Source organism: Rhodococcus sp. GXMU-t2271, assembly GCF_041414735.1.
GTDB classification, from domain to species: domain Bacteria; phylum Actinomycetota; class Actinomycetes; order Mycobacteriales; family Mycobacteriaceae; genus Rhodococcus; species Rhodococcus indonesiensis.
On the sequence record NZ_JAUIZP010000021.1, the window covers coordinates 1 to 24,784 of the forward strand.

At 70.9% G+C, this 24,784-nt stretch carries 24 protein-coding genes; 9 read left to right on the forward strand and 15 right to left on the reverse strand.

Features of this window, described 5'->3' with window-relative positions; translation table 11 throughout:
• Positions 1 to 124 precede the first annotated feature (124 nt).
• The gene (locus tag QYS60_RS07555; RefSeq protein WP_371382819.1) at positions 125 to 991 is read left to right on the forward strand and encodes a DUF559 domain-containing protein; all 867 of its coding nucleotides are present in this window, start codon (positions 125 to 127) and stop codon (positions 989 to 991) included.
• A gap of 58 nt (positions 992 to 1,049) precedes the next feature.
• Here QYS60_RS07555 and QYS60_RS07560 read toward each other — a convergent pair whose 3' ends face one another.
• The 6 genes from QYS60_RS07560 to QYS60_RS07585 are packed head-to-tail and all read right to left on the reverse strand — an operon-like array spanning position 1,050 to position 7,272.
• Positions 1,050 to 2,063 carry a zinc-binding dehydrogenase gene (locus tag QYS60_RS07560; RefSeq protein ID WP_371382820.1) on the reverse strand — a complete coding sequence of 338 codons (1,014 nt, stop codon included), beginning with the start codon at positions 2,061 to 2,063 and terminating at the stop codon, positions 1,050 to 1,052.
• The gene (gene phnE, locus QYS60_RS07565; protein WP_371382844.1) at positions 2,039 to 3,637 is read right to left on the reverse strand and encodes a phosphonate ABC transporter, permease protein PhnE; all 1,599 of its coding nucleotides are present in this window, start codon (positions 3,635 to 3,637) and stop codon (positions 2,039 to 2,041) included. The genes QYS60_RS07560 and phnE overlap by 25 nt, the downstream gene beginning before the upstream one ends.
• A complete protein-coding gene (phnC, locus tag QYS60_RS07570) occupies positions 3,631 to 4,440 on the reverse strand; it encodes a phosphonate ABC transporter ATP-binding protein (RefSeq protein WP_003937775.1) in 810 nt (269 codons plus the stop codon). The genes phnE and phnC overlap by 7 nt, the downstream gene beginning before the upstream one ends.
• A gap of 1 nt (position 4,441) precedes the next feature.
• On the reverse strand, positions 4,442 to 5,410 hold the full coding sequence (locus QYS60_RS07575) for a phosphate/phosphite/phosphonate ABC transporter substrate-binding protein (RefSeq protein ID WP_371382821.1): 969 nt from the start codon (positions 5,408 to 5,410) through the stop codon (positions 4,442 to 4,444).
• A 21-nt stretch (positions 5,411 to 5,431) separates the two neighbouring features.
• Complete coding sequence (locus QYS60_RS07580; protein WP_003937773.1) at positions 5,432 to 6,109, reverse strand: phosphonatase-like hydrolase; 678 nt, start codon at positions 6,107 to 6,109, stop codon at positions 5,432 to 5,434.
• Positions 6,110 to 6,141: 32 nt separating this feature from the next.
• Positions 6,142 to 7,272, reverse strand: coding sequence for a TIGR03364 family FAD-dependent oxidoreductase (locus QYS60_RS07585; protein ID WP_371382822.1), 1,131 nt, complete (start codon positions 7,270 to 7,272; stop codon positions 6,142 to 6,144).
• 95 nt (positions 7,273 to 7,367) lie between these two features.
• Between QYS60_RS07585 and QYS60_RS07590 the strand changes: the two genes are divergently transcribed.
• Positions 7,368 to 8,084 carry a GntR family transcriptional regulator gene (locus QYS60_RS07590; protein ID WP_371382824.1) on the forward strand — a complete coding sequence of 239 codons (717 nt, stop codon included), beginning with the start codon at positions 7,368 to 7,370 and terminating at the stop codon, positions 8,082 to 8,084.
• A 21-nt stretch (positions 8,085 to 8,105) separates the two neighbouring features.
• Here the strand turns inward: QYS60_RS07590 and QYS60_RS07595 are convergent, their stop codons facing one another.
• Entirely contained in the window at positions 8,106 to 8,264 is a 159-nt protein-coding gene (locus QYS60_RS07595; RefSeq protein ID WP_289379364.1) for a hypothetical protein, read from the reverse strand.
• A 181-nt stretch (positions 8,265 to 8,445) separates the two neighbouring features.
• Between QYS60_RS07595 and QYS60_RS07600 the strand changes: the two genes are divergently transcribed.
• The 3 genes from QYS60_RS07600 to QYS60_RS07610 are packed head-to-tail and all read left to right on the forward strand — an operon-like array spanning position 8,446 to position 10,958.
• Positions 8,446 to 9,372 carry an AEC family transporter gene (locus QYS60_RS07600; RefSeq protein ID WP_371382825.1) on the forward strand — a complete coding sequence of 309 codons (927 nt, stop codon included), beginning with the start codon at positions 8,446 to 8,448 and terminating at the stop codon, positions 9,370 to 9,372.
• Positions 9,373 to 9,395: 23 nt separating this feature from the next.
• Entirely contained in the window at positions 9,396 to 9,788 is a 393-nt protein-coding gene (locus QYS60_RS07605) for a hypothetical protein (protein ID WP_371382826.1), read from the forward strand.
• A gap of 3 nt (positions 9,789 to 9,791) precedes the next feature.
• Positions 9,792 to 10,958: an MFS transporter gene (locus tag QYS60_RS07610; RefSeq protein ID WP_003937768.1), complete on the forward strand. Its 1,167-nt coding sequence runs from the start codon at positions 9,792 to 9,794 to the stop codon at positions 10,956 to 10,958.
• Positions 10,959 to 11,012: 54 nt separating this feature from the next.
• Here the strand turns inward: QYS60_RS07610 and QYS60_RS07615 are convergent, their stop codons facing one another.
• Both QYS60_RS07615 and QYS60_RS07620 read right to left on the reverse strand, forming a co-directional pair.
• Positions 11,013 to 12,950: a VWA domain-containing protein gene (locus tag QYS60_RS07615; protein ID WP_371382827.1), complete on the reverse strand. Its 1,938-nt coding sequence runs from the start codon at positions 12,948 to 12,950 to the stop codon at positions 11,013 to 11,015.
• Complete coding sequence (locus QYS60_RS07620; protein WP_371382828.1) at positions 12,950 to 14,335, reverse strand: sigma 54-interacting transcriptional regulator; 1,386 nt, start codon at positions 14,333 to 14,335, stop codon at positions 12,950 to 12,952. The genes QYS60_RS07615 and QYS60_RS07620 overlap by 1 nt, the downstream gene beginning before the upstream one ends.
• 143 nt (positions 14,336 to 14,478) lie before the next feature.
• On the opposite strand from QYS60_RS07620, the gene QYS60_RS07625 reads away from it, so the two are divergent.
• The 3 genes from QYS60_RS07625 to QYS60_RS07635 all read left to right on the forward strand — a co-directional run bounded on the left by QYS60_RS07625 (position 14,479) and on the right by QYS60_RS07635 (position 16,605).
• A complete protein-coding gene (locus QYS60_RS07625; RefSeq protein ID WP_371382829.1) occupies positions 14,479 to 15,051 on the forward strand; it encodes a DUF4126 domain-containing protein in 573 nt (190 codons plus the stop codon).
• A 42-nt stretch (positions 15,052 to 15,093) separates the two neighbouring features.
• Positions 15,094 to 16,053: a S9 family peptidase gene (locus QYS60_RS07630; protein WP_054375214.1), complete on the forward strand. Its 960-nt coding sequence runs from the start codon at positions 15,094 to 15,096 to the stop codon at positions 16,051 to 16,053.
• A 315-nt stretch (positions 16,054 to 16,368) separates the two neighbouring features.
• Positions 16,369 to 16,605, forward strand: coding sequence for a hypothetical protein (locus QYS60_RS07635; protein WP_003937763.1), 237 nt, complete (start codon positions 16,369 to 16,371; stop codon positions 16,603 to 16,605).
• Between the two features lie 57 nt (positions 16,606 to 16,662).
• Here the strand turns inward: QYS60_RS07635 and purH are convergent, their stop codons facing one another.
• The 4 genes from purH to QYS60_RS07655 form a co-directional block, all read right to left on the reverse strand.
• Positions 16,663 to 18,228 carry a bifunctional phosphoribosylaminoimidazolecarboxamide formyltransferase/IMP cyclohydrolase gene (purH, locus tag QYS60_RS07640; protein WP_289379359.1) on the reverse strand — a complete coding sequence of 522 codons (1,566 nt, stop codon included), beginning with the start codon at positions 18,226 to 18,228 and terminating at the stop codon, positions 16,663 to 16,665.
• On the reverse strand, positions 18,215 to 18,829 hold the full coding sequence (purN, locus tag QYS60_RS07645) for a phosphoribosylglycinamide formyltransferase (RefSeq protein WP_371382830.1): 615 nt from the start codon (positions 18,827 to 18,829) through the stop codon (positions 18,215 to 18,217). Before purN ends, purH begins: the two co-directional genes overlap by 14 nt.
• 87 nt (positions 18,830 to 18,916) lie before the next feature.
• Complete coding sequence (locus QYS60_RS07650) at positions 18,917 to 20,542, reverse strand: DUF6350 family protein (protein WP_371382832.1); 1,626 nt, start codon at positions 20,540 to 20,542, stop codon at positions 18,917 to 18,919.
• Between the two features lie 66 nt (positions 20,543 to 20,608).
• Positions 20,609 to 21,826 carry a DUF5336 domain-containing protein gene (locus QYS60_RS07655; protein ID WP_371382834.1) on the reverse strand — a complete coding sequence of 406 codons (1,218 nt, stop codon included), beginning with the start codon at positions 21,824 to 21,826 and terminating at the stop codon, positions 20,609 to 20,611.
• A 107-nt stretch (positions 21,827 to 21,933) separates the two neighbouring features.
• Here QYS60_RS07655 and QYS60_RS07660 point away from each other — a divergent pair, with 107 nt between their 5' ends.
• Entirely contained in the window at positions 21,934 to 22,557 is a 624-nt protein-coding gene (locus QYS60_RS07660) for a YigZ family protein (RefSeq protein WP_371382835.1), read from the forward strand.
• 71 nt (positions 22,558 to 22,628) lie between these two features.
• Here the strand turns inward: QYS60_RS07660 and sucD are convergent, their stop codons facing one another.
• Together sucD and sucC are read right to left on the reverse strand one after the other, a co-directional pair.
• Positions 22,629 to 23,531 carry a succinate--CoA ligase subunit alpha gene (sucD, locus tag QYS60_RS07665; protein WP_003937757.1) on the reverse strand — a complete coding sequence of 301 codons (903 nt, stop codon included), beginning with the start codon at positions 23,529 to 23,531 and terminating at the stop codon, positions 22,629 to 22,631.
• Between the two features lie 15 nt (positions 23,532 to 23,546).
• Complete coding sequence (sucC, locus tag QYS60_RS07670) at positions 23,547 to 24,716, reverse strand: ADP-forming succinate--CoA ligase subunit beta (RefSeq protein ID WP_003937756.1); 1,170 nt, start codon at positions 24,714 to 24,716, stop codon at positions 23,547 to 23,549.
• Positions 24,717 to 24,784 lie beyond the last annotated feature (68 nt).

Consider the following 24,784-nt stretch of genomic DNA (forward strand, 5'->3'; position numbering starts at 1 on the left):
AGTGCGCAGTTCTCGTGCCACTGCCCGGCGTGTCGTCCCGAGATGTGCACACTCACGCGAGTTGTCCACAGGTCGCCGTGGCCTCGGTTCCCTCCCGTACGGCCACCGGGCATCCTCGGCGATCATGGGGGAATTCGACGAGCCGTTCCTGGGGACGCAGGCCGTACAGGCGGGCCTTCTGACATCGCATCAGCTCCGGCGATTCCGGCGCATCCATCGGAATGTGTACATCCACAGGAACGCGCCCGTCACACCGTGCGGCCGTGCGCGGGCAGCATGGCTCTGGGCGGGGGGCGACGGAGTGCTGGCCGGCTACTCGGCGGCGGCCCTCCTCGGCAGCCGGTGGATCGATGCGACCGCGCCCGCCGAACTGATCCGGAGCGGTAGCCGCCGGGGCACCGCAGGGATCGTCGTGCACGCCGGGACGATCCCGGACGACGAAGTGTGCGAGTTGGCAGACATGCGCGTGACGTCACCGGCCCGCACCGCGTTCGACCTCGGCCGTCGCCTCGTCCTGGATACCGCTGTCGAACAGCTCGACGCCCTGTGCCGTGCCACCCGCTCGGATCCTGCGCGAATCGCGGAACTGGCCGATCGGCACAGCGGCGAGCGCAGCGTTCGGCGGTTGCGGCAGGCACTGGAGCTGGTGGACCCCGGAGCCGAGTCGCTCCCGGAGACGCGAGTGCGGCTGCTTCTCGTGCGCGGCGGCCTCCCCCGCCCCAGCACCCAGGTCCCGGTCGTAGGGATGGACGGACGCATTCTGGGCTGGGCCGACCTGGGCTGGAAGCAATGGCGCACTGTCGTCGAGTACGACGGCATCCATCACTGGACGGACGAGCGCCAGCGCACCAAGGACATCGAACGGTACGAGGCCTTCGCGGCGCTGGGCTGGTCCGTCGTCCGCGTCAACTCCGAGCAGCTTCGCCTGCGCTCCGCGTCGATCGTGGAACGCGTGCGGGCGCAACTTCGATCGGCAGGCGCTCCGGTCTGACCGTCGAGTGCGCACTTCTCGCGCCGGCGCCCGGCGTGTCGTCACGAGAAGTGCGCACTCACGGAGCGACGGACGTGCGCAGGGCGGGAGCATCGGGCCGGCGCAGGGCCTTCGCGAGATCGTCCAGGCGGACCGGTTCGGCGACGAGTTCGTCCCACGGGTAGGTGCCGGCCGTGCGGGCCAGGAACTCGACCGCCCGGTGCAGGTGGGCGGGCTCGTAGTTGTGGACTCCGGTGACGGTGAGCCAGCCCCGCACGACGGCTTCGGGGTCGAGGGACACCGAAGGGCCCGGCATCACGGAGCCGGCCAGGACGAGACGACCCCCGACGTCGAGCCGGTGCAGGCACTCCCCTACCGCGGCGGCGGATCCCGAGAAGTCGAGCGCGACGTCGACCGGGCCGCCCTCGTCGCCGACGCCCCCGAACCGCTCGGCCACCGCGATCCGCTCCGCATCCGGGTCGGCGACGCGCACGTCGGCACCGGCCTCCGCGCACAACGCGATCGCCGTGACCCCGAGCATGCCCGCGCCGCACACCAGGACCCGCCGGCCGGCGACGTCACCGGCCGCCTCGACGGCGGCGACCGCCGTCGCCGTCGCACATGCCGCCGGGGCCGCGACGACGTCCGGCATCGGGTCCGGCACCCGGACCACGCCCACCCCGGCCGGCAGCACGATGTAGCGGGCGTAGGCGCCGGACAACGCCCATGCGCCGTCGAATGGTTCGTGCCCCACCTTGCGGAGGGACCGGCACTTGGCGCTCCGTCCGGACTCACACCTGTCGCACGCACCGCACGAGGCCGTGACGGTCCACACGATCCGCGCGCCGACGACGGGCCCCGCACCGGGGCCGGCGGCGACGACGTCGCCGACGGCTTCGTGGCCCAGCACCGACGGCCGCGGCCCGGGTCGCCGTCCGGTGACGGTGTGCAGGTCGCTGCCGCACACAGTCGCGAGCCGGACCCGTACCAGCAGTTCGCGGGCACCGAGACGCGGGACGGCGACGTCGCGCATGTCGACGCCGGCGCCCGTCCACACGGCTGCGCGGGTCAGACCACCAGCGACCGAATCCATCCCGACACCCTTTCGATCACGAAGACGACGGCGAACACGATGAGCACGATCGCACCGGCGAATTCGAAGTTCAGCGTGCGGATCGCCTCGAACAGCAGGAAGCCGACGCCGCCGGCACCGACGATGCCGAGGATCGTCGAGGTGCGGATGTTGACGTCGAGCAGGTACAGACCCGAGCCGATGATCGACGGAATCGCTTGCGGAATCACCGCGGACAGCAACGATTTCCACCATCCGCCCCCGGTCGCACGCACGGCTTCGATCGGTCCGGGATCGATCTCCTCGACCGCGTCCGCCACGAGTTTGCCGAGGAATCCGATCGAGCCGAGTGCGAGTGCGCACGCCCCTGCTACCGGACCGAGCCCGATGGCCGCCACGAAGATCACCGCGAGGACGAGTTCGGGTACGGCGCGGACGACGAGAATCACCGTGCGGGCGAACCAGTAGAGTGCCGGAGTCGGAGAGACGTTGCGCGCGGACAGGATTCCGAACGGTAGCGACAGTACTGCACCGACGGCCGTGGCGACGACACCGATCGCGAGGGTCTGCAGCACCGCATCGACGAGCGCGTCCCCCACCGCACCGAAGTCCGGTGGCAGCAACCGACCGAACACGTCGAACGCCGCTGCGGGCCACGTGAACAGTGTGCGTGGATCGATGCGCAGGACGATCAGGGCGCCGAGGCTCGCCCCGAGCACGATTCCGGAGAAGAGGAGCCGGGATGCGCGCTCGCGCCGGGGATCGGGACGTGCCGGGGCGAGCAGGGCACGCCGGACGACGATCGCGACGACCTCCATCGCGGCGATGATCACCAGAATCACACAGACGATGCCCAGCGCCCGGGGGTACACCAGGCCGCGCAGAGCGTCCTGCAGCGCGAAGCCGATGCCGCCGGCGCCGACGAAACCGAGGACGACGGAGGTACGCAGGTTGATGTCGATGCGGTAGACGAACGTGCCGGTCCACGCAGGCACCACCTGCGGTACGACAGCGTTGATCATCTCCCGGACGTATCCGACACCGGTGGCGCGCACCGCTTCTCGAGGTCCGGGGTCGGTCTGCTCGATCGCGTCGGCGAACAGCTTGCCGAGCATGCCGATCGAGTGCAGCGCCAGGGCGAGCACCCCCGGCAGCACGCCGATGCCGAGAGCACGCACCAGCAGCACCGCGAACAGCAGGTCGGGCACGGCCCGGCAGAACGTGATGACGCCGCGGGAGACCGTGTACACCACGGGATGCGGGCTGGTGTTGCGCGCCGCAAGGAAGGCCAGCGGCACCGACGCCACCGCCGCGAGGACGGTACCCAGCACCGCCATCAGCAGCGTGTCGAGCGCGAGTGTCCAGATGCGGCCGGGGTCGTCGACCGTGGGCGGCAGCATCCGCTCGAGCAGATCGGCGACCGCATCGACACCGTCGACGAGGGTGGCCGGGGCGAAGTCGATGTACCAGGCGGACACCAGCGTCAGGAGTAGGGCGGCAGCCGAGCAGCTCAGCAGTATCCGGCGACGCGCCACCGACTCCGACGCCGGGGCGGGCCGGGTCGGCGCCGGTGGCGCTTCGAGCACGGTCATGATGTCGCGGCCGTTGCGATCGTCGCGTCGGCTGGGTCGACTCGCCGATAGATCTCCATGGCGTCCTCGCGGGAAAGTCCCACGGCCGGGCGATCGAGCACCTTCTCGCCACCGCGCAGGCCGATCACGCGGTGCGCCCAGCCGAGGGCGAGATCGACCTGGTGCAGCGTGCACAGCACGGTGAGCTTGTCCTCCATGCAGACCCGGAAGAGCAGATCCATGACGACACCGGCGTTCTCCGGATCCAGGGAGGCGACGGGTTCGTCGGCGAGCAGCACCGTGGGCTGCTGCATGAGGGTGCGGGCGATCGCGACTCGCTGCTGCTGACCGCCGGAGAGCGTATCGGCGCGACGGTCGGCGAGTTCCGCCAATCCCACCCGATCGAGGTGGGCGAGCGCCTCGGTGCGCATCCGCTTCGGGTATGTCGATTTTCCGTAGCGCGGCAGGCGCAGCCGGCCGACGCCGCCGATCAGGACGTTCTCGAGACAGCTGAGCCGGCCGACGAGGTTGAAGTGCTGGAAGACGAAGCCGACGTCGCGCCGCAGGGCACGCAGTTCGGCGCGGGAGGCGAGATCGACGCGGGTGCCGTTCACGGTGACCGCGCCGTCGGTGGTCGGGTGCAGGCCGTTGAGACAGCGCAGTAGCGTCGATTTGCCGGAACCCGACAGGCCCAGCAGCACGACGAGTTCGCTGCGGCGGACCTCGAGGTCGACGCCGCCGAGTGCGACGGTGTCGCCGAACTTCTTGACGACGCGACGGGCGGAGACGACGACGTCGTCACCGGCGACGGGATGGTCGGTGGTCATGTCAGCCCTTGCACTTGTCGGATTCGGTCAGCGTGCAGACCTCGCGGACGCCGTCGTAGTCCGCGTCGGTGGCGGGAACGACGCCCCATGCACGCTCGTCGGTGATCCGGCACTCGCCCGCACAGAAGCCCTGGGCGCGCATGTAGTCGGCGTTGGCCTTGTCGACGAAGACCGTGCGGAGCCGATCGACGGTGTCTGCGCCGAGGGAGTTGTTCGCGACGAACAGCGAGCCTGCGATCGTCTCGGATTCCCAGACCTTCTTCAGCTCGCCTTCCTTCAGGTCGCCGCTGGCGATCATGGTCTCGTCGACCATCGTGTCGAACGCGAAACCGGCGTCGCAGTCGCCGGCGGCGACGGCGAGCGCGGATGCGTCGTGGCCACCGGCGTACACCGGCTCCACCCCTGCGGCGACGGCCTGCTCGGTTCCGGAGGCGATGACGCCCGCTTCGATGAGACCCGCTGTGGGGTAGAGGAATCCGGAGGTCGATCCGGGGTCGACGAAGCAGACGCTCTTGCCCCCGAAATCCTCGATGCGGTTGATGTCGGCATTGTCGGCGCGGGTCAGACCGTAGGACCGGTAGCCGGCCTCGCCGCCGGCCTCCTGCACGACTGCCCCGAGCGGGGTGACGTCGGCGCCGTTGACGCCGGCGACGACGTACGCGAACGGACCGAAGAATGCGAGGTCGACGTTGCCGGCGATAATGCCCTCGACCACACCGGCGTAGTCGGAGGCCTGGATGAACTCGACCTCCGAGCCGGTCTCCTGCTCGAGCAGCGCGATGAGCGGATCGTAGCTCGCCTGCAGATCGGCCGAGTTCTCGGCCGGAATCGCGGCGAGGGTGAGCGTTTCGGGAAATCCTCGGGCGTTGACGGCGTCGGGGTCGGAGCCGCCGCAGGCGGTCAGCGTGACGGCGAGCCCGGCAGCGAGGGCGGTGGCCGCGGTGGCGCGGCGGAACAGGGGGGAGTGCATGAGGATCCTCGGGGTCTCGGGTCAGACGGAAAGGAGGAGATCGGGCAGGTCGGCGACGGAGTCGAGGACGTGGGTGGCGCCTGCGTCGCGCAGGATCGCCTCGTCGTGTGCGCCGGTGCGGGTTCCGGCGACGACGGACGCCCCGGCGCGGCGACCGGAGAGGACATCACCCGCGGTGTCGCCGACGACGGCGACGTCGCGGACATCGTCGGTCCCGGTCCGCAGCAGGGCCGTGAGGATCATGTCGGGGTAGGGCCGGCCGCGTCCGGCGTCGGCCGGAACCAGGGCGAGGTCCGCAAGGTCCTGCCACCCGAGCGCCGCGAGCAGACGGTCCTGGGTGCTGCGGCTGAATCCTGTGGTGAGCGCGACCTTGATGCCGCCGTCGCGGAGACGGGTGATCGCTTCCTCCGCACCGGGGATCGCGGTAACGTCGCCGGCGCCGACGAAGCGTTCGTAGGCACGTTCGAAGGCTTCGTTGGCGGCGTGGGCCCGTTCCTCGCTCCCGAACAGGGCGCGGAAGACGACGATCTTCGACTGGCCCATGGTGTCGAGGACGTAGCGCCGGGCGGCGTCGCGTTCGGGTCCGTCGGCGGGTAGTCCGACGCTGGTGGCGGCCGCGTCGAAGGCGCGCAGGACGAGGCCTCCGTCGGCGACGGTGGTGCCGGCCATGTCGAGCACGGCCAGGCGGATGACAGTCATGGTTGCTCCGGAATCGTTGCGGGAGGGTTCGTTCAGAGGTTCAGGAGGTCGGCGGTCTGCTCGCCGAGGTAGGGGCCGAGAGTCATGCCGCGGCCGCCCGGCCCGGCGACGATCCAGACGTCGTCGTCGACCCGGGCACGGTGGACGAGTTCGGTGGGATCGAGGCACTGGCTGTAGACCCCGGCCCAGCGGCGCACGACCGGGGGGAGCCGGTGCCCGAGCAGCTCTTCGGTGACGGTGACGAGGTGCTCGTACGGTGACTCGTCGACGTCGAAGGCGAACGGTTCGTCGTACTCGTGGGTGTCGCCGAGCGTGAGCCCGCCGTCCAGGCGCTGCACACACAGCAGCTGCATGCGGTGCTGCTCGGCGGTGAGCGCCTGCGGTTCGCGCGCCTTCAGCTCCTCCAGGGCGGCCCCGGCGAAGCCCGGGTAGTACCGCAGGCTGTCGCCGTCGGCGACGGACGTGGTGAGCGTCTCCCCCAGCGGGGCGGTCTGCATCATCTGCAGGCGCACGCGGCGCAGGGGCAGATCGCCGCCGAGTTCGCGGGCGAGACCGGACAGGGTCGCGCCGGGGCACACGAGCACGAGGTCGGTCTCGTGGACCGTGCCGTGGTCGTCGCGCACCTGCACCGTCCCGTGGGCGGTGCGGGTCACGGTGCGGGCCTCGGTCCCGGGGCGGAAGCTGTAGCGCCCGGAAGTGGTCAGATGCCACCGGATCGCGGGCAGGGCGACACGGGATTCGACGGCGGCGTCGGTGCTGCAGTGCAGGCCGGCGACGAACTTGCCGCGCAGGGCGGGATTGAGCCGGCGGACCGCCTCGGGCTCGAGCAGGGTGAAGCCCCGCTGGCGGGCGTCGGCGCGGCCGGCCGCCTCCCGGGCGACGGCCACCTCGGCGTCGCTGCGAAGGAGGGTGATCGACCCGTTCGCCCGGAAACCGATGCCGGGGACGCGGGCGCCGAGGTCGGCCCACAGTTCGCGGGAGCGCAGGGTGGCGGTCAGTTCGCTCTCGGTGCGCCCGGAGACCCACACGAGACCGAAGTTGCGGACGGTGGCGCCGCGGGCTTCCGGTTCACGTTCGAGGTGAACGACGTCGTGCCCGCGGCGGACGGCGGCGTCGGCGTGGGCGGTTCCCAGGATGCCGCCGCCGATGATCAGGATTCGCATGCCCCGAGCCTGACCGATGGTCTAGACCAATGAGGGACGTCAGGCGAACGGGCGGTGAACGATTGGTATAGACCAGAATCCGGTACGCTTCGAGTGTGACGGCAACCGCCCGCGAGACCCGGGTCCCCAAGCATCAGATCGTGCGGCACCGAGTCGACGCCCTGCTCGACGAGCTCTCCGTCGGCGACCCGGTGCCCTCCGAGCGCGAACTCGCCACCCGGTTCGACGTGGCCCGGGAGACCGTCCGTCAGGCACTGCGCGAGCTCCTCGTCGACGGCCGCATCGAACGCCGGGGCCGGGGCACCGTCGTCGCGAAACCGAAGATCCTGCAACCGCTGATCATCGGCTCCTACACCGAGGCCGCGCTCGCGGAGGGCCGCAGCGCGGGGCGCCTACTCGTCGGCTGGACCGATCTCGCGGCCGACCCCGAACTCGCCGCGGTACTCGCGATCGCCGTCGGCGATCCCGTGCTCGAACTCGAACGCGTCCTGCTCACCGACGGCGTCCGCGTCGGACTGGAGCGGACCCGCCTGCCCGCCGCGCGCTTCCCGGGACTCGCCGACAGCTTCGACTCCACGTCGTCGCTGTATGCGGCGATCCGGGCGCGCGGCATCACCTTCGCGCGCGCGGTCGAGTACATCGAGACCACCCTGCCCGACGCCCGCGAGGCGGCACTCCTCGACGCCGACATCCGCACACCCATGCTGCTGCTCAACCGGGTCTCCTACGACCAGCACGACACCCCGATCGAGCAGCGGCGCTCGCTCTACCGCGGGGACCGAATGACGTTCGTCGCCACCGTGACGCCCTGAGCCCAGCGGGGCCGGCACACCTCAGGAACCGTCGTCGCTCCAGACGCCGAGATGCTGCAGGACCAGCTCCTGCCGCCGTACGAGCCGCTCCGACATCGTCCAGTCCGCATGCTGATAGCGCGGATGCTGGGCGAGCGCGATGACATTGGCCGGGAGATGAACAATCGGGTCGGTCGGCATTTTTTCAGCATTGCAGACTTCCGGCTGCAATGCCCTGCCGGACTCCCGCTCACCTCGTCGCACCGCCGGGCGGCACCACGGGACCGGCCTGCCCGGTGCGCAGCGGTGCCGTTACCACCGGTAAGGTTCTCGGTCTGGCGTGCAGCGCCTGCATATCGTGTGCTTTCGAAGGGTTGTATCGGTGTCGGGCGTGATCGCGGGATTCAGCGTCATCTTCGTGATCATCGCGATCGGATTCGCGCTCGGCCGGACGGGCACGCTCGGACCCGAGGCCCAGTTCGTGCTCAGCCGGATGGTGTTCTTCGTCGCCACCCCCGCGCTGCTGTTCGACTCGCTGGCCACCTCCGACCTGTCGGTGATCTTCTCCCCCACCCTGTACGTCGCCGCAGCCACCGCGTTCGCCGTCGCGGCGCTCTACCTCGTCCTCGCGAAGCTGTGGCTACGCCGGCCACTGCCGGAACTGACGATCGGCGCGCTCGCCGCCTCCTACGTCAACTCGGCCAACCTCGGTATTCCGATCGCGGTGTTCGTCCTCGGCGACGCCTCGTTCGTCGCGCCCCTGCTGCTGTTCCAGATCGTGCTGTTCTCCCCCATCGCCCTGACCATGCTGGACCTGTCGACGATGCGCCCCGGCGCGTCACGACGGGAGACGATCACCGCCCCGTTCAAGAACCCGATCGTGCTGGCGGGCGCGGCCGGGCTCGCCGTCGCCGTCGCCGGCTGGACGCCGCCTGCCGCGCTGATGCAGCCGTTCCACCTCCTCGGCGGCGCCTCGGTACCGGGTGCCCTGCTCGCATTCGGCCTGTCGCTCCAGGGGGTGCGGGTGCTCGAGAAGGGCACCAGCCCGCGCCGCGACGTCGCGCTCGCGTCGGTGCTCAAGATCGTGGTGCAGCCCGTCCTCGCCTACGTCATGGCCCGGTACCTGATGGGCCTGGACGGGCACGAGCTCTTCGCGATCGTCGTGGTGGCGACGTTGCCGACCGCACAGAACGTCTTCGTCTACGCGAGCCGCTACGGCCGCGGCATGGTGCTCGCCCGCGACGCCGCGCTGGTCACCACGCTCGCCTCGATCCCCGCGATCGGCGTCGTCGCCGCACTTCTCGCATGACGGGCGCGACTGGGTCGAGGACCATGCGATTGCTGGTGCTCGCCGGGTGCTGCGTCCTGGCGGGCGCGTGCGGTCGGGGTGGCGCCGACGTCCCCGTGCTACCGGAGGAACCGACGCCGGCGGGTGCGACGGTCTTCACCGCCCGCGACGACCTCGTCGAGCCGCACCCGATCCCGGTACGCTCGTGGACCCGCGCGGACGACGACCGCATCGCCGTCCACTTCGAAACCGGCACACCCGCGTGTTTCGGGGTCGACGCCACCGTCACCGAGTCCGACACCGCCGTCACGGTGGCGCTGCGTGGCGGCACCCTGCCCGAGGCGGTGGACCGGGCGTGCATCATGATCGCCGTCGCCGGTGTGCTCGAGCTGACGCTGCAGGCACCGCTGGCCGGCCGGATCGTGACGGAGGGCTGAGCGATGTCCCGCACCCCCCGGCACTGGCTGCTGCTCCTGTGCACGGCGACGGCACTGCTGCACGCGACGTTCCAGTCGGTGCGCGTCCTCGTCTCCTACCGCGTGCTCGCCCTCGGCGGCGACGCGGCCGTGATCGGCGTGGTGACGGCCCTGTTCGCTCTCGTCCCGCTGGTGCTGGCGGTACAGCTCGGCCGGGCCGTCGACCGCCGGCACGCGGCCGGAATTCTCCGGGGCGGCGTCGTGGTGTCGGTGGCCGGTGCGCTGATCATCGCACTCAGCCCGGACCTGTGGATCCTCGGTCTCGGCAACACCGTCCTGGGTCTGGGTCAGCTTCTGGTGACGGTGTCCGGACAGGCGTTCGTGTCGATCCTGTCGCCGCCGGGTGAACTCGACCGCGGTTTTGCGGGCATCACCCTGGGAGTGTCGGTGGGCCAGGCGATCGGGGTGCCGCTCGCCGGCATGATCGCTGCGGCGAGCAACGGGGACACCGTCGAGACCACCCCGGCGTTGCTGGTGATGACGGTCCTCGCCGCGGCGGCCCTGCCGTTCGTCGTCGGCCTGCGCGAACCGCCCGGCTCCGGTCGCACCCCGGGCGACGCGCCCCCGCAGTCCGTGCTGTCGATGCTGGGCACGCGCGGGATGAAGCCCGCGATGTTCTCCAGCCTCGTCGTGCTGGCGTCCGTCGACCTCGTCGTCGCGTACCTGCCGCTGCTCGGTGAGGAATTCGGCTTCGGGGTGCTGCTGGTGTCGGCCCTGCTCACCGCCCGCACCGTCGCGTCGATCGTCTCGCGTGCGGTCCTGCCGTGGGCGCTGCGGACGATTCCGCGGCGACGTCTGCTGCTGTCGGCGACGGCATGCACGGCCCTGCCCGTCGCGGCACTGCCGTTCCTGCCGAACCCGTGGGCGATGGGGACACTGCTGGCGATCTGCGGCGCCTTCTGGGGTTTCGGGCAGCCGCTGACCATGACGTGGGTCGTCGAACTGGTGGCACCGGCGGACCGGGCGTCGGCGCTGGCGGTGCGTCTCACCGGCAACCGTCTCGGCCAGGTGTCGGTGCCGTTGGCGGCCGGCGCGATCGCCGGCGTCGCCGGCACCGCCTCGGTGTTCCTGGTGACCGCGGGACTGCTCTCGGCCGCCGCCGTCAGCACGTGGCGGGCGCTGCGCCCCTAGACCCCCGTGCGCGTTTTCGGTAGTCCCCACTACCGGAATCGCGCACGGGACGGGTCAGCGGCGGCGCAGCCGCACGTAGTCGCCCACGACAGCGGCCCCGAGGCCGTCGACGTCCGGCGCGACGACCCGTCCACCGACCCGGCGGGCCATCCGGTCGACGATCCGCGCCAGCCCCGGATCGTCGCCGAGCCGGAAGATCGTCACGTGCGCCCCGACGCGGGCGAGATGATCGAGTTCCCGGACCGTCATCCCGAGTGTGCGGGCGCTGGGTGGATAGTCGAACGCCGCGTATCCGTTCGCCTCGAGATGCGCGGTGGGCTCACCGTCGGTGACCACCAGCACCACCGGCTGGGCATTGGAATGCCGGCGCAGGTGCCGGCCGGCCAGCATCAACGCGTGGTGTAGGTTCGTGCCCTGCTCGTACACTCCGTCCAGGCCGGCGAGTTCGGAGGCGGTGACGACGCGGGCGTGCCGGCCGAACGCGATCAGCTGCAGCGCATCTCCGCGGAACCGGGTCGAGACCAGGTGGTTGAGAGCCAGGGCCGTGCGCTTCATCGGCACCCACCGGCCGTCCATCACCATCGAGAACGACGTGTCCACCAGCAGCGCCACCGCAGCCTGGGTGCGCTGTTCCGTCTCGACGACCTCGACGTCGGTGACATCGATCCGCACCGGGATGCGCGCGGGAGCGCGCAGGGTCGCATTGGTGAGGGTGCGCACGACGTCCCACGGCTCGGTGTCGCCGAACTCCCACGGGCGCGACGCCCCGGTGGGCTCACCGGTGGCCCCCGCCCGGCGGGTCTCGCGTTGCCCGCCCCGGGTGGACAGCTGGTCCATGACGTCACGCAGCGCGGTCCGGCCGAGTTCGCGCATCGCCTTCGGCGACAGGCGCCACTGTCCGTCGGCGCCGCGGTCGAAGAACCCCTGCCGCTGCAGTTCCTTCTCGAGCTGGGCGAGCGTGCGCGCATCGGCCGCGGCCTCGTCGCCGAGCTGACGGGCCAGCGCGTCGAGGTCGATGTCGTCGAGGGAGGCGCCGGCGTACTGCTGGGAGAGCTGCTCGGCGAGCGCGTCGAGTTCGGCCACGTCCTGCAGCGCCCCCGTCGCTTCGCCCAGGCCCATGCCCTGCTCCCCGCGGAACCGCTCCGACCCGGTCCAGTCCTCCCCGGGGCGGGCAGCTCGCAGGTGCGAGTCGAGGCGGTCGAGCTGCGACATCAGGCTCGGCGACCCGAACGCCTGCTGGGCGAGGGCGTCGAGTTCGTCGCGTTGTTCCTGGCTGAGCGAGTTGCGCAGGCGCTGCGCCGCCGCCGCCCGCTGGGCCAGCGAGTCGAGCAGTTCCTCCACGTTGCGGGGGTTCTCCGGGAAGAAGTCGCCGTGGTCGGCCATGAACCGCTCGAAGTCCTCCTCGGCGTCCTCCCCGCGGGAATGCTTGTCCAGCAGATCGTTCAGATCCTCGAGCATGCGGTTCACCCGCTCGCGGTCCTCGTCGGTTGCGCCTTCGAGGGCCTGCTTCATCCCGGCGAACCGCTGGTCGAGCATCTCCCGGCCGAGCAGGTCACGGATCTTGTCGTAGTCCTCCCTGGCCTGGGGGCTGCGCCAGTCGTAGTCGGCGAGTTCCTGCACCGCCTGCGCGGTGGCGGCGGGCAGTTCCTCGATCCGCATCTCCGCGAACCGGGCGTCGTCGTCGAGTGCGCGGGCGAGGGCCTTGCGTTCCTCGAGCAGGGCCCGGTCGAGCAGTTCACGCACCTCGCGCAGCGTGCCGTCGAGGTTCGTCCGGTCCAGCAGTTCCCGGCGACGTCGGTTCGCTTGTGCCGCAAGCCGGTCCAGGCCGCGCATGGTTCCGTGCCCGCGACGCAGCAGTTCCCGCAGCGCACGTCGCGGCGAACTGCCGGCCAGCACGTCCTCCCCGATAGCGGCGAGGGCCTCACGCAGATCCACCGGCGGAGCGAGCGGGTCGCCACCGTCGTAGGGCCCGTACCGTGCGCCCCGGCTCATCAGGAGTACACCGCGGCGCCGTCGTCGTCGGCGTGCTTGGCGATCCGCCGCGCGAGGTAGAGGCCCTCGAGGGCCAGTTCGGCGGCGGCAGCCCGCGTTCCGATGTCCTCCGCGCCGAGCCGCTCGGCGACGACGTCGAGGACGGGCAGGTCGGGCAGTTCGTCCAGCAGCGCCTTGGCGGTGATCCGTTCCCCGGTCACCACCGGCTGTCCCTGCTCGACGGCGGTGACGAGAGGGCCGAGGTTCACCCCGGCCAGCCGGGTGCGGGCGGCGTCCGCGGTGGCCCGCCGCAGGAGATGATCGAGGACCTCGAATTCCCTTCCCTCCTCGCCGGATTCGAACTCGACCTTGCCCCGCAGCACCTCCACGACGGTGCCGAGGTCGACGGGACGTGCGACGGGGTCGGCCTCGCCGAGCACGGCGCCGCGACGCATCGCCGCAGCCGCGACGGTCTCCGCGCCGGCGACGGCGAAGCGCGCCGACACACCGGAACGCTGGTCCACCGACGTGGATTCACGCAGCAGGCGGGTGAAGCGGGCGAGGATCTCGAGCAGGAAGTCCGGGACCCGGGCCTGCAGTCGAGCCTCCTGCTCGATGACGGCGATCTCGTCGTCGAGTTGCGTCGGGTAGTGGGTCCGGATCTCGGCGCCGAACCGGTCCTTGAGCGGGGTGATGATCCGGCCGCGGTTGGTGTAGTCCTCCGGATTGGCGCTGGCGACGAGCAGGACGTCGAGCGGGAGCCGCAGCGTGTACCCGCGCACCTGGATGTCGCGCTCCTCCATGACGTTGAGGAGCGAGACCTGGATGCGCTCGGCGAGGTCGGGCAGCTCGTTGACGGCGACGATGCCGCGGTGGGCGCGCGGCACGAGACCGAAGTGGATGGTCTCGGGGTCTCCGAGACTGCGACCCTCGGCGACCTTGACGGGGTCGACGTCGCCGACCAGGTCGGCGACGGAGGTGTCGGGAGTGGCGAGCTTCTCGGCATAGCGTTCGCTGCGGTGCCGCCAGGCGACGGGCAGGTCGTCGCCGAGTTCGGCGGCGCGGCGGATCGAAGCCGGGGTGATCGGGTCGTAAGGGTGCTCGCCGAGTTCGGAACCGGCGATCACCGGAGTCCACTCGTCGAGCAGCAGGGGCAGGGTACGCAGCAACCGGGTCTTGCCCTGCCCGCGTTCACCGAGCAGCACCACGTCGTGGCCCGCGAGCAGCGCACGCTCGAGTTGCGGAACGACGGTGTCGTCGAAGCCGACGATGCCCGGCCACGGGTCGATGCCGTCGCGCAGGGCGGCGAGCAGGTTCTGCCGGATCTCGTCCTTGACGGAGCGGTGCTCGTGTCCCGAGGCACGCAGCTCGCCGACGGTGGACGGCCTGATTGTGGGTGACGTCACCCCTCCCAAGGTACGAGCGTTCGGTGATTTCGGCACCTGCAGCCGCGGGGGCGTCCCACCCGGGAACCGCCCCCGACCGGCAGACCTTCCCGGATCCGGCCGTGCCGGGGTGCGCTGTCGGCCCCGATCCCTAGACTCCCGCCATGGACACCTGGCTCCTCGCGGCACTGCTGGGACTCGGACTGGCCGCCGCCACCGGCCTGCGCACGTTTCTCCCGCTGCTGATGCTCGGGACAGCAGTGCACTTCGGCCTGTTCGGCATCGCGCTCAACGAGTCGATGCAGTGGGTCGGGTCGACGGGCGCGCTCGTCGCCCTGGCGATCGCCACCGTCGTCGAGATCGGCGCCGACCTCGTCCCCCTCGTCGACAACGTCCTCTCGGCCGTCGCCACCGTCGTGCGGCCCGTCGCGGGCGCGCTGGCCGCCTGGGCGGCGTTCGCCGATCTCGACCCGGCGATGGCCGCTCTCGCCGGCATCGTCGTCGGCGCCCCGGCCGCGATGACGGTGAGCACGGTGCAGACCGGCACCCGTGCGGCGAGCACGGTCACCACCGCGGGACTCGGCAACCCGGCGCTGTCGCTGCTCGACGATCTACTGTCGTTCGTCACGTCGCTGATCGCGCTCGTCGCCCCGCTGCTCGTCGTGCCCCTCCTCGCGGGCTTCGCGTGGGCCGTCCACCGCGGGTATCGACGGCTGAGCCGCCTGCGGACGGGCTGACCGGTTCCGATGGACACAACCGGTTCTGATAGACACAACGGCATGGCGGACACCGACATCTCCTTCTCCAGTGGCGACGTGACCCTGCACGGCAGTCTGCGCGTGCCCGCCGCGAGCGACGGGAACGTCCCCGCCGTGCTGCTTCTCGCCGGCAGCGGTCCCACCGATCGCAACGGCGACAGTGCGCTGCTGCCCGGCCCGATCGGCACCCTGCGGCACCTCGCCGACGTGCTCGAGCGCAACGGCTTCGCGAGCCTGCGCTACGACAAGCTCGGCAGCGGCGCCACCGGCCTCGGCCCGTACGAGGTCGCCGATGTCGCCGACCTCGGTTTCTCCACGTTCATCGACGCCGCCACGGACGGCCTCCGGTTCCTCGCCGCGCAGCCGGGCATCGACGCCGAGCGGCTCTACGTGGTCGGACACAGCGAGGGCGCACTGATCGCCCTCACCCTCGCCGACGCCGGTGCGCCCGTCGCAGGCATCGCGCTGCTCGAGCCCTTGGCCGTGCGTCTGCTGGACCTGCTCACCGCCCAGATCGACGCCCAGCTCGACGCGGTCGTCGATGCCGGTCAGCTCCCGATCCAGATCGCCGACGAACTGCGCCTGGCCCTCGCCGAGGCCGTGGAATCGCTGCGCGCCGACGGCACCCTCAGCGACACCCTGCCCGAGCCGCTGCGCAACGCCGGTCTGGTCTCGGCCAATGCCAAGGCCCTCGCAGAGGAGGACTCGCTCGATCCGCGGATGCTCGCGGCCCAGCTCGAGGGCGGGCTTCCGGTACTGACCAGCGTCTCGGCGAAGGACATCCAGGTGCGGGTCGAGGACGTCGACGCCCTCGACTCGGCGCTCGTGCACACGAACCTGACGTCGCTGCGCCTGCACCGGGCCAATCACGTACTCAAGGACATCGGCGACCAGCAGTCCACCGGCGCCGACTACATCGCCGACCTGCCCTTCTCGGACGAGTTCACCCGCGGCTTCGAGGCATGGCTCGCCAAGCTCTGACCCGCCGCCCGAGATGGGCCGAAAACAAGAGATGTCAGATTCGCGTAACTCGGGTATGGTGTCCGGTTAACCCGTAGGAACACACGAGAAAGGTACGGTCCGATGCGAGACGACAAGGTCATCGCGGCGAAGTCGATGCGCATTGCCGTACCCAGCTGGTGCCGACACACCTACGCGCACTTCCACTTCGCCAAGTGGCGACCCCGGGAATGAGTCGACGACTCGACCGACTCCTTCTCGGGCACCCGGGCACATCGCCTCGGGTGCCCTTTCTTTTCCCCATATACCGATATTGTCCAGTAAGAGGAGAACACGATGAAACTGCGACTCGGCGCCACCGGCGCCGTCCCCAAGGACCTGCCCGACGATCTCACCGGTCACGCCATCACGATCGACCTGAGCCACGTCGGCACCGAACAGGCTGCGGCCGCAGCGGACCTCATCCGCGAACTGCTCGACCGCGGCGCCGCCCGGCTGGTCATCTCCGACGCCCGCGACGCCACGCCGCGGATGGTCACCCGCCCGGCGACCGGGCACCCGCACGCGGCCTGACGGGCGCGTGCGGGCGACCGGCGTCGCTCCTCAGTGCGTGCGGGCGACCGGCGTCGCTCAGTGCGCGAAGTGGCGTGCGCCGGTGAGGTACAGGGTCACGCCGGCCTCGCGAGCGGCCTCGATGACCTCGTTGTCGCGCACCGAACCGCCCGGCTGCACGATGGCCCGCACACCGGCCTCGGTGAGCACCTGCAGGCCGTCCGCGAACGGGAAGAACGCGTCGGATGCGGCGACGGATCCGACGACCCGGTCCCCGGCGCGGGAGACGGCGAGCCGGGCGGAGTCCACCCGATTGACCTGACCCATGCCGACACCGACGGTGGCGCCGCCTGCGGCGAGCAGGATCGCGTTGGACTTCACGGCCCGGCAGGCACGCCACGCGAACTCGAGATCCGCGAGGGTTTCGGCGTCGGCGGCCTCGCCGCAGGCCAGCTCCCAGTTCGCGGCCGAATCGCCCGGCGCGGCGAGGGTGTCGCGCTCCTGCAGCAGCATTCCGCCGGAGATCTGCCGCAGCTCGACCTGCGCCGCCTGCGGCGAGTCGGCCCGCAGAATGCGAATGTTCTTCTTTCGGCTGAGCACCTCGACAGCGCCGTCCGCGTACCCGGGGGCGATGATCACCTCGGTGAAGATCTCGGCGACCTGCTCGGCCATCGCCACGCTCACTTCACGGTTGACGGCGATCACCCCGCCGAACGCGCTCACCGGATCGCACTCGTGCGCCTTGCGGTGCGCCTCGGCGACGGTCTCCGCGACCGCGATCCCACACGGGTTGGCGTGCTTGATGATCGCAACGCACGGCCGGTCGTGATCGTGCGCGGCACGCCAGGCCGCGTCGGCGTCCTGATAGTTGTTGTACGACATCTCCTTGCCGTGGAACTGCTCGGCCCGCGCCAGGCCCGGCTCGCCGGCCTCGTTCACGTACAGCGCCGCCGCCTGGTGCGGGTTCTCGCCGTAACGCAGCACAGCCGCGCGTTCCCACGTCGCACCGGCCCACGCCGGGAACTGCTCGGCGGCGTCGGCCTCCCCGGCGGCGTAGCCGGCGTTCATCCAGCTCGCGACCGCCACGTCGTAGGCGGCGGTGTGCTGGAATGCCTGGGCGGCAAGGGCTTTACGCTGCGGCAGGGTGAACCCGCCGCCCTTGACGGCGTCGAGCACGTCGTCGTACCGGGCGGGGTCGACGACCACCGCGACCGACGGGTGGTTCTTCGCGGCGGCACGCACCATAGACGGGCCGCCGATGTCGATCTGCTCGACGCACTCGTCGGGGGTGGCACCGGAGGCGACGGTCTGCGTGAACGGGTACAGGTTCACCACGACCAGTTCGAACGCCTCGACGCCGAGTTCGGCGAGCTGATCGAGGTGGTCCTGCTTGCGCGTGTCGGCGAGGATGCCGGCGTGCACCCGCGGGTGCAGCGTCTTGACCCGCCCCTCGAGACACTCGGGGAATCCGGTGAGGTCCTCCACCTTGGTGACGGGGATTCCGGCGCCGGCGATGGTGGCCGCAGTGGAGCCGGTGGAGACCAGCGCGACACCCGCCTCGTGCAGGCCCGCCGCCAGTTCGACCAAACCGGTCTTGTCGTAGACGCTGACGAGTGCACGTCGCACAGCCTTACGTTCGGTCACTGGGGATCACGGCCTTTCGTCCATCGGATACAACTCCACGGGTGGCGACGGCGGCGACCACGTCGGCCAGCAGTCGTCGCTCCACAACCTTGATGCGTTCGTGCAGGGTGGCCTCGTCGTCGTCGTCGAGGACCGGCACGGGTTCCTGCGCCAGGATGGGGCCGGTGTCGATACCCGCGTCGACCAGGTGCACGGTCGACCCGGTGACCTTCACCCCGTAGGCGAGGGCGTCCGGCACGGCGTGGGCGCCCGGGAACGCCGGCAGCAGAGCCGGATGGGTGTTGACGATGCGGCCGCCGAACCGGTCCAGGAAGACCGGTCCCAGGATCTTCATGAAACCGGCCGAGACCACCAGGTCCGGCTCGTGCGCGGCGACGGCGTCGGTCAGGGCGCGGTCCCAGGCGGCCCGGTCCGGGTGCTCGCGCAGCGGGACGCGGACGTGGGGAATGCCGGCGGCCTCCGCATGCCCCTCGGCGGCACACTCGCGGTCCACTCCGACGGCGACGATCCGGGCGGGATATCCGTCCGTGTGCGTGGCGTCGATCAGCGACCGCAGCAGGCTTCCGGTGCCCGAAGCGAGGACGACGACCCGTGCCGGCACAGTGGGCGGCAGCTGGTCACGCGAGGCAGTCAGCGCTCTACTCCTGGAACTCGAGAGGGGTCGGCCGGAGGCTCGGCCGGGTAGAGCCTAGCCCTTGGGGGGTGCGGCCCCCTCCGGCAGGTCGCCGTTGGGCTCCGGCGGTGCGCCGGCATCCCGGTCCTTCTCGTCGGGGCGGGCCGGCTCGTCGGCCGCGTCCTCGATCGCCGCGTCGACGACATCCGGACGTTCGGCTGCGAGGTCCTCGTTGTCCGGGCCGTCGACGACGGGCGCGTCGTCGACGGCCGTGGGGGCGTGCTCGGGGTCGTCCTCGACGATCTCGGCGTCGAGCACGTCGGTGGCCGGTCCCGCCGCGAGCTCCCGGACGTCGCCGTCGAGCGGGGCGACAGTCTCCTCGGCAGACTCGACCTCGGCCGGCTCGTCGTCGGGATCCTCGTCGGCGAGCCTTTCGTCGGCGAGCCTTTCCTCGGCGGCCGACTCCCGGGCGGCGTCCGCCGCGGCCAGACGGCGCTCGCGCCACAGCAGCAGCTGCGAGGTGACGAGACCGAGCAGCCCCGTCCACGCGAATACCAGCACCCCGGCCAGCCACCAGTTTCCGCCGACCACGCCGAAGACCCCCAGGGGGCCGCCGGCAGCCCACGTGGCCAGCGCGGTCGTCGCACCCGCGAGCGCCGCCGCAGCAACCACCGTGAGCGCGGCGTCGGTGGACGACACGCGTTCTCCTCGGGCCCGCGCCTCGAGGTGGCACTGGGCGACGTACCGACCGAGGAGGGCGCCCACCGTCGCGGGGACGGCCAGCAGCACGGGCCAGAACGGCGCGGCCGGTCCCGGTGGGATGACGGCAAGCACCGGCAGGGCAGGCAGGTCACCGCCGGTCGCCTCGAACAGGCTCAGGTGCACGTCGCCGAACTGCACCGTGCTGCCGGTCACCACGGCGGCGGCCCCGATCAGCACGTTGGGCAGGTACAGCACCGACAGCACCGTCAGCCCGAGCGCCCCGACCGCTCCCCCGCCGCGGCCGATCAGCTCACCGACCACGGTCCACGACCACAGCAGCGCGAGCACGGTCACCACCCCGCCTGCGGCGAACATTCCCAGCACCGTCCGGGCCGCGGGTCGCACAGCGGCGACCAGCCAACTCGGCACGCCGTAGCGGGACGCCAGCGGCCGCCAGGTCCGGGAACCGATGCCGAGCCCCGCCCCGAGCAGGTACAGCGCGGTCACCCACGCCAGCGCGGACGCCGGATTGGGGGTGACGACGGGTAGGACACTCGCCGCATCCTGGATCACGATCAGTGCCGCCACCGTGATCACCGTCGGACCGGCGAGAACGGCCACCGCGATGCGGGAGGCGTTCCGGCGGTCGAGCGGACGGCCACCGAGCGCGACGACACCGTCGGTGGCCGACCGTGCGGCTCGAGCGGTCAGCCACACCAGCACCGCCGTCGGCAGCAGCGGCAGCACCCCGAGCGATACCCCGTCGATCGTCAGGGTCACCTGGTGCAGGGCCAGCCAGCTTCCCGCGATGGCCGCGTAGATGCCGGTCAGGTCGCTGCTCGCGGCCACCATCGTGGTCACCACCAGCGTGGCGATCAACGCGAGGGTCACTGCCGGCACCTTGGCCGCCGTGCCGAGCAGGATTCGCAACTGCTCCGGTTCGACCGAGGTGTCTTCCGGGGTGGTGTGCCGGTCGGACCGGCCTAGCGTCGAGGTCATCGTGTCGAGAGTGTCACCCGGCGACGATCGGGACGGTCAGGCGCGCCGCAGGATGTGCGGGAGCCGTCACCGCGGCTCGTCGCCGGGACGGAACGCCTGCGTCGGCGCCGGGTCCGACGCGCGCTCGGTCTCGCCCTCCGAGGGACGGTCGGTGTCCTCCCGCTGGGTGTCTGCGGCCCGGGGGGCGAGCACCGTCGGCTCGTCGACGTCGCCACCGGCGGGCTCGCCCGTCCGACCGGCCGGACCCGGAGTCCCGGCACCGTACGACGCCTGGGCGCCCGTCGGGGTGTAGGCCTGCTGTCCGGGGTGCTGGCCCTCGGCATGGGGCCGGTCGACGCGCAGCGGCTGGCTCAGGTGTTCGGTCTGGGCGCCGGCGTCCGGGCTCGGGTAGTGCTCACGCGGCTGCGCCCCCGAGTACTGGGTGCCGGGGTACTGGCCCCCGGCATACTGGCCGGAGGGGTACTGGCCGGACGGGTACTGGCCGGAGGGGTACTGGCCGGAGGGGTACTGGCCCGACGGATATTGCGGCTGCTGGTAGCCGGGGTACTGCGCCGAGGACCCGGACGGGTAGGCCGAGGACCCGGACGGGTAGGCCGAGGACCCGGACGGGTAGCCGGAGCCCGGCGTTCCGTATCCGCTCGCTGTCGCGCCGGGAGCGTAACCCTGCCCCGCACCGGCACCCTGTGCTCTGTAGCCCTGAGCGCCGTAAGCCTGCCCGCCGTAACCCTGGCCGCCGTAACCCTGGCCGCCGCCCTGGCCGCCGAACGACTGGGCGGGCGAACGACGCTGGCCGGGCACCAGGATCCCGATCCCGAAGAGCAGCGCCATGAGCGCGAGCGCGGTCTGCAGGAAGCCGAGGACGAGGATGGACACCCCGCCCCAGGAGATGCCGGTGTCGTCCGGGAGGTGGAAGAGCTGGAACAGCGACACCACGAAGCCGACCGCGGAGGCCGCCACTGCGACGGAGCGCAGATCCTGGCCCGGCAGCAGCGACAGCGCAGCGGCCGCGCCGCCGAAGAGCAGGAAGGCCAGCGGGACGACCGCGAACCCGAAGTCGAACGACGACAGCGCGACCTGGGTGCCGAAGGAGATGCGCACGTACGGCGCCAGGCCGAGCAGGAAGTTCAGCACCGCCAGCACCGCCACGGCAATCGGCAGGAGCAGCGGCACCACCTTGTCGGAGGCGCCTCGGGTGGCGGGTCCGGATCCTGCCCCGGTCGACGACCCCGAGGGGCCTGCCGGGTTGTCGGACCGGCCCGTTCCCGAGCCTGCTGGGTAGGTCATCGCTCCTCCTGAAGTCGTCGGCTGCTCTGCGACCAGCCTAGGCACGATCACGGTGGGCGGCAGGAGTCCCGCGAATCCGGCGAATCCCCACCGGCGAGAATGTGCCCATGCCCAGCACCCTCGAGTCCGGACCGGACGTCGTCGCCGAGACGGAGATCAAGCACTCCCGGTTCCGCGCCGTGCTGCGCCGCGTCGACTCGGACACCGCCGCGCTCGCCTTCGTCGAGGAACAGCGGCGGCTGTATCCCGATGCGCGGCATCATTGCTGGGCCTTCGTGGTGGGCGACGAGCCGGCGCACCGGGCAGAACGCTCGAGCGACGACGGAGAACCGGGGGGCACGGCCGGGGTGCCGATGCTGCAGGTGCTGCACCACCGCGATCTGGTGAACGTCGCGGTGGTGGTCACCCGCTGGTTCGGTGGCATCAAGCTCGGCGCGGGCGGACTGGTCCGGGCGTATTCGGGTGCGGTGGCGGTCGCGGTCGATGCGGCGACGCTGGTGCCCCGGGAGCGGCGGGAGGTGTTCACGCTGGCGGTGGGGCACGGTGACGCCGGACGCGTGGAGTCGGAACTGCGGGGCCGCGGAGTGAGCGTGCTCGACGTGTCCTACACGGAGCGTGTCGTCTTCACCGTCGCGGCGCGGGATGCGACCGAACTGCAGAACCTGGTCGCCTCGGTGACGGCCGGTGCGGGAGAACTCGTGCCCGTCGGCACCGAATGGGTCGACGGGTAGGCAGCGGAGCTGCCGGTGTGTCCTTCGGGCTGCCTGGACCAAAGGACACACCGGCGGCGAAGCCGCTTCGCTCAGAGCGACTGCAGGATCTCGCGTGCGAGCGCGGCGGTCTCGGACGGCGTCTTGCCGACCTTCACGCCGGCCGCCTCGAGGGCGTCCTTCTTGGCCTGCGCGGTGCCCGAGGAACCGGAGACGATGGCGCCGGCGTGGCCCATGGTCTTGCCCTCGGGAGCGGTGAACCCGGCGACGTAGCCGACGACCGGCTTGGTCACGTTGGCCTTGATGTAGTCGGCCGCGCGCTCCTCGGCGTCGCCGCCGATCTCGCCGATCATGACGATGAGCTTGGTCTCGGGGTCCTTCTCGAACGCCTCGATGGCGTCGATGTGGGTGGTGCCGATGACCGGGTCGCCGCCGATGCCGATGGCGGTCGAGAAGCCGAAGTCACGCAGCTCGAACATCATCTGGTAGGTCAGCGTGCCGGACTTCGACACCAGGCCGACCGGGCCCTTGCCGGAGATGTTGGCCGGGGTGATGCCGACGAGCGACTCGCCCGGGGTGATGATGCCGGGGCAGTTGGGGCCGATGATCCGGGTCTTGTTGCCCTTCTCGACGTTGTAGGCCCACGCGTACGCGGTGTCCTGCACCGGGATGCCCTCGGTGATGACCACGAGCAGCGGGATCTCCGCGTCGATGGCCTCGATGATGGCGTCCTTGGCGAACTTCGGGGGAACGAACGCGATCGAGACGTCCGCGCCGGTCTCCTTCATCGCCTCCGCGACGGTGCCGAAGACGGGCAGCTCGACGGCGGAACCGTCGGCCGCGGTGTGGGACACCGTGGTGCCGGCCTTGCGGGCGTTGACGCCGCCGACGACCTGGGTCCCGGCCTTGAGCATCAGGGCGGTGTGCTTGGTGCCCTCGCCGCCGGTGATGCCCTGGACGATGACCTTCGAGTCCTTGTTGAGGAAGATAGACATGTTCTCCGTGTGTCCTTACTTCGCGGCGTACGCCAGCTCGGCGGCCTTGTCAGCGGCCTCGTCCATGGTTCCGACCAGCGTGACCAGCGGGTGGTTGGCGTCGGCCAGGATCTTGCGGCCGGCCTCGACATTGTTGCCGTCCAGGCGGACGACCAGCGGCTTGTTGGCCTCGTCGCCGAGGATCTCGAGCGCCTTGACGATGCCGTTGGCGACGGCGTCGCACGCCGTGATGCCACCGAAGACGTTGACGAACACGCTCTGGACCTGGGAGTCGTTCAGGATCACGTCCAGGCCGGCGGCCATGATCTCGGCCGAGGCGCCACCGCCGATGTCGAGGAAGTTGGCGGGCTTGACGCCGCCGTGCTTCTCACCGGCGTACGCGACGACGTCGAGGGTCGACATGACCAGGCCCGCGCCGTTACCGATGATGCCGACCTGGCCGTCGAGCTTGACGTAGTTCAGGTCGTGCTCCTTGGCCTTGGCCTCGAGCGGATCGGTGGAGTCCTTGTCCTCGAGCTCGGCGTGCTCGGGGTGACGGAAGCCCGCGTTCTCGTCGATGGTGACCTTGCCGTCCAGGGCGAGGATCTGATCGTCGGGGGTACGCACGAGGGGGTTGACCTCGACCAGGGTGGCGTCCTCGGCGACGAAGACCTCCCACAGCTTCTGGATGGTCACGGCCGCGGCGTCGAGCACCTCGGCGGGCAGGTGACCCTGCTCGGCGATGCTGCGCGCGAACGCGAGGTCGACACCCTTGACGGCGTCCACGGACACCTTGGCGAGACGCTCCGGCTTGGTTGCCGCGACCTCTTCGATCTCCATGCCGCCCTCGACCGAGCACATGGCCAGGTAGGTGCGGTTGGCACGGTCGAGCAGGAAGGAGATGTAGTACTCCTCCGCGATGTCGCTGGCCTCGGCGACCAGCAGCTTCTTGACGATGTGACCCTTGATGTCGAGGCCGAGGATGTTCTCGGCGTGGGTCTTCGCATCCTCGGGGGTGGCGGCGTACTTCACGCCGCCGGCCTTGCCACGACCACCGGTCTTGACCTGGGCCTTGACCATCACAGGCTTACCGATTTCCTCGGCGATAGCCTTGGCATCGTCGGCCGTGTCGGTCACACGACCCAGCGACGTCGGCACACCATGCTTGGCGAAGAGTTCCTTCGCCTGGTATTCGAAGAGATCCATCTGCTCACCGTCTCGTCTGCGTTGACGCCCGCTCGAGGGGTATGAGCGGGTCCGTTCGGACTGTAACT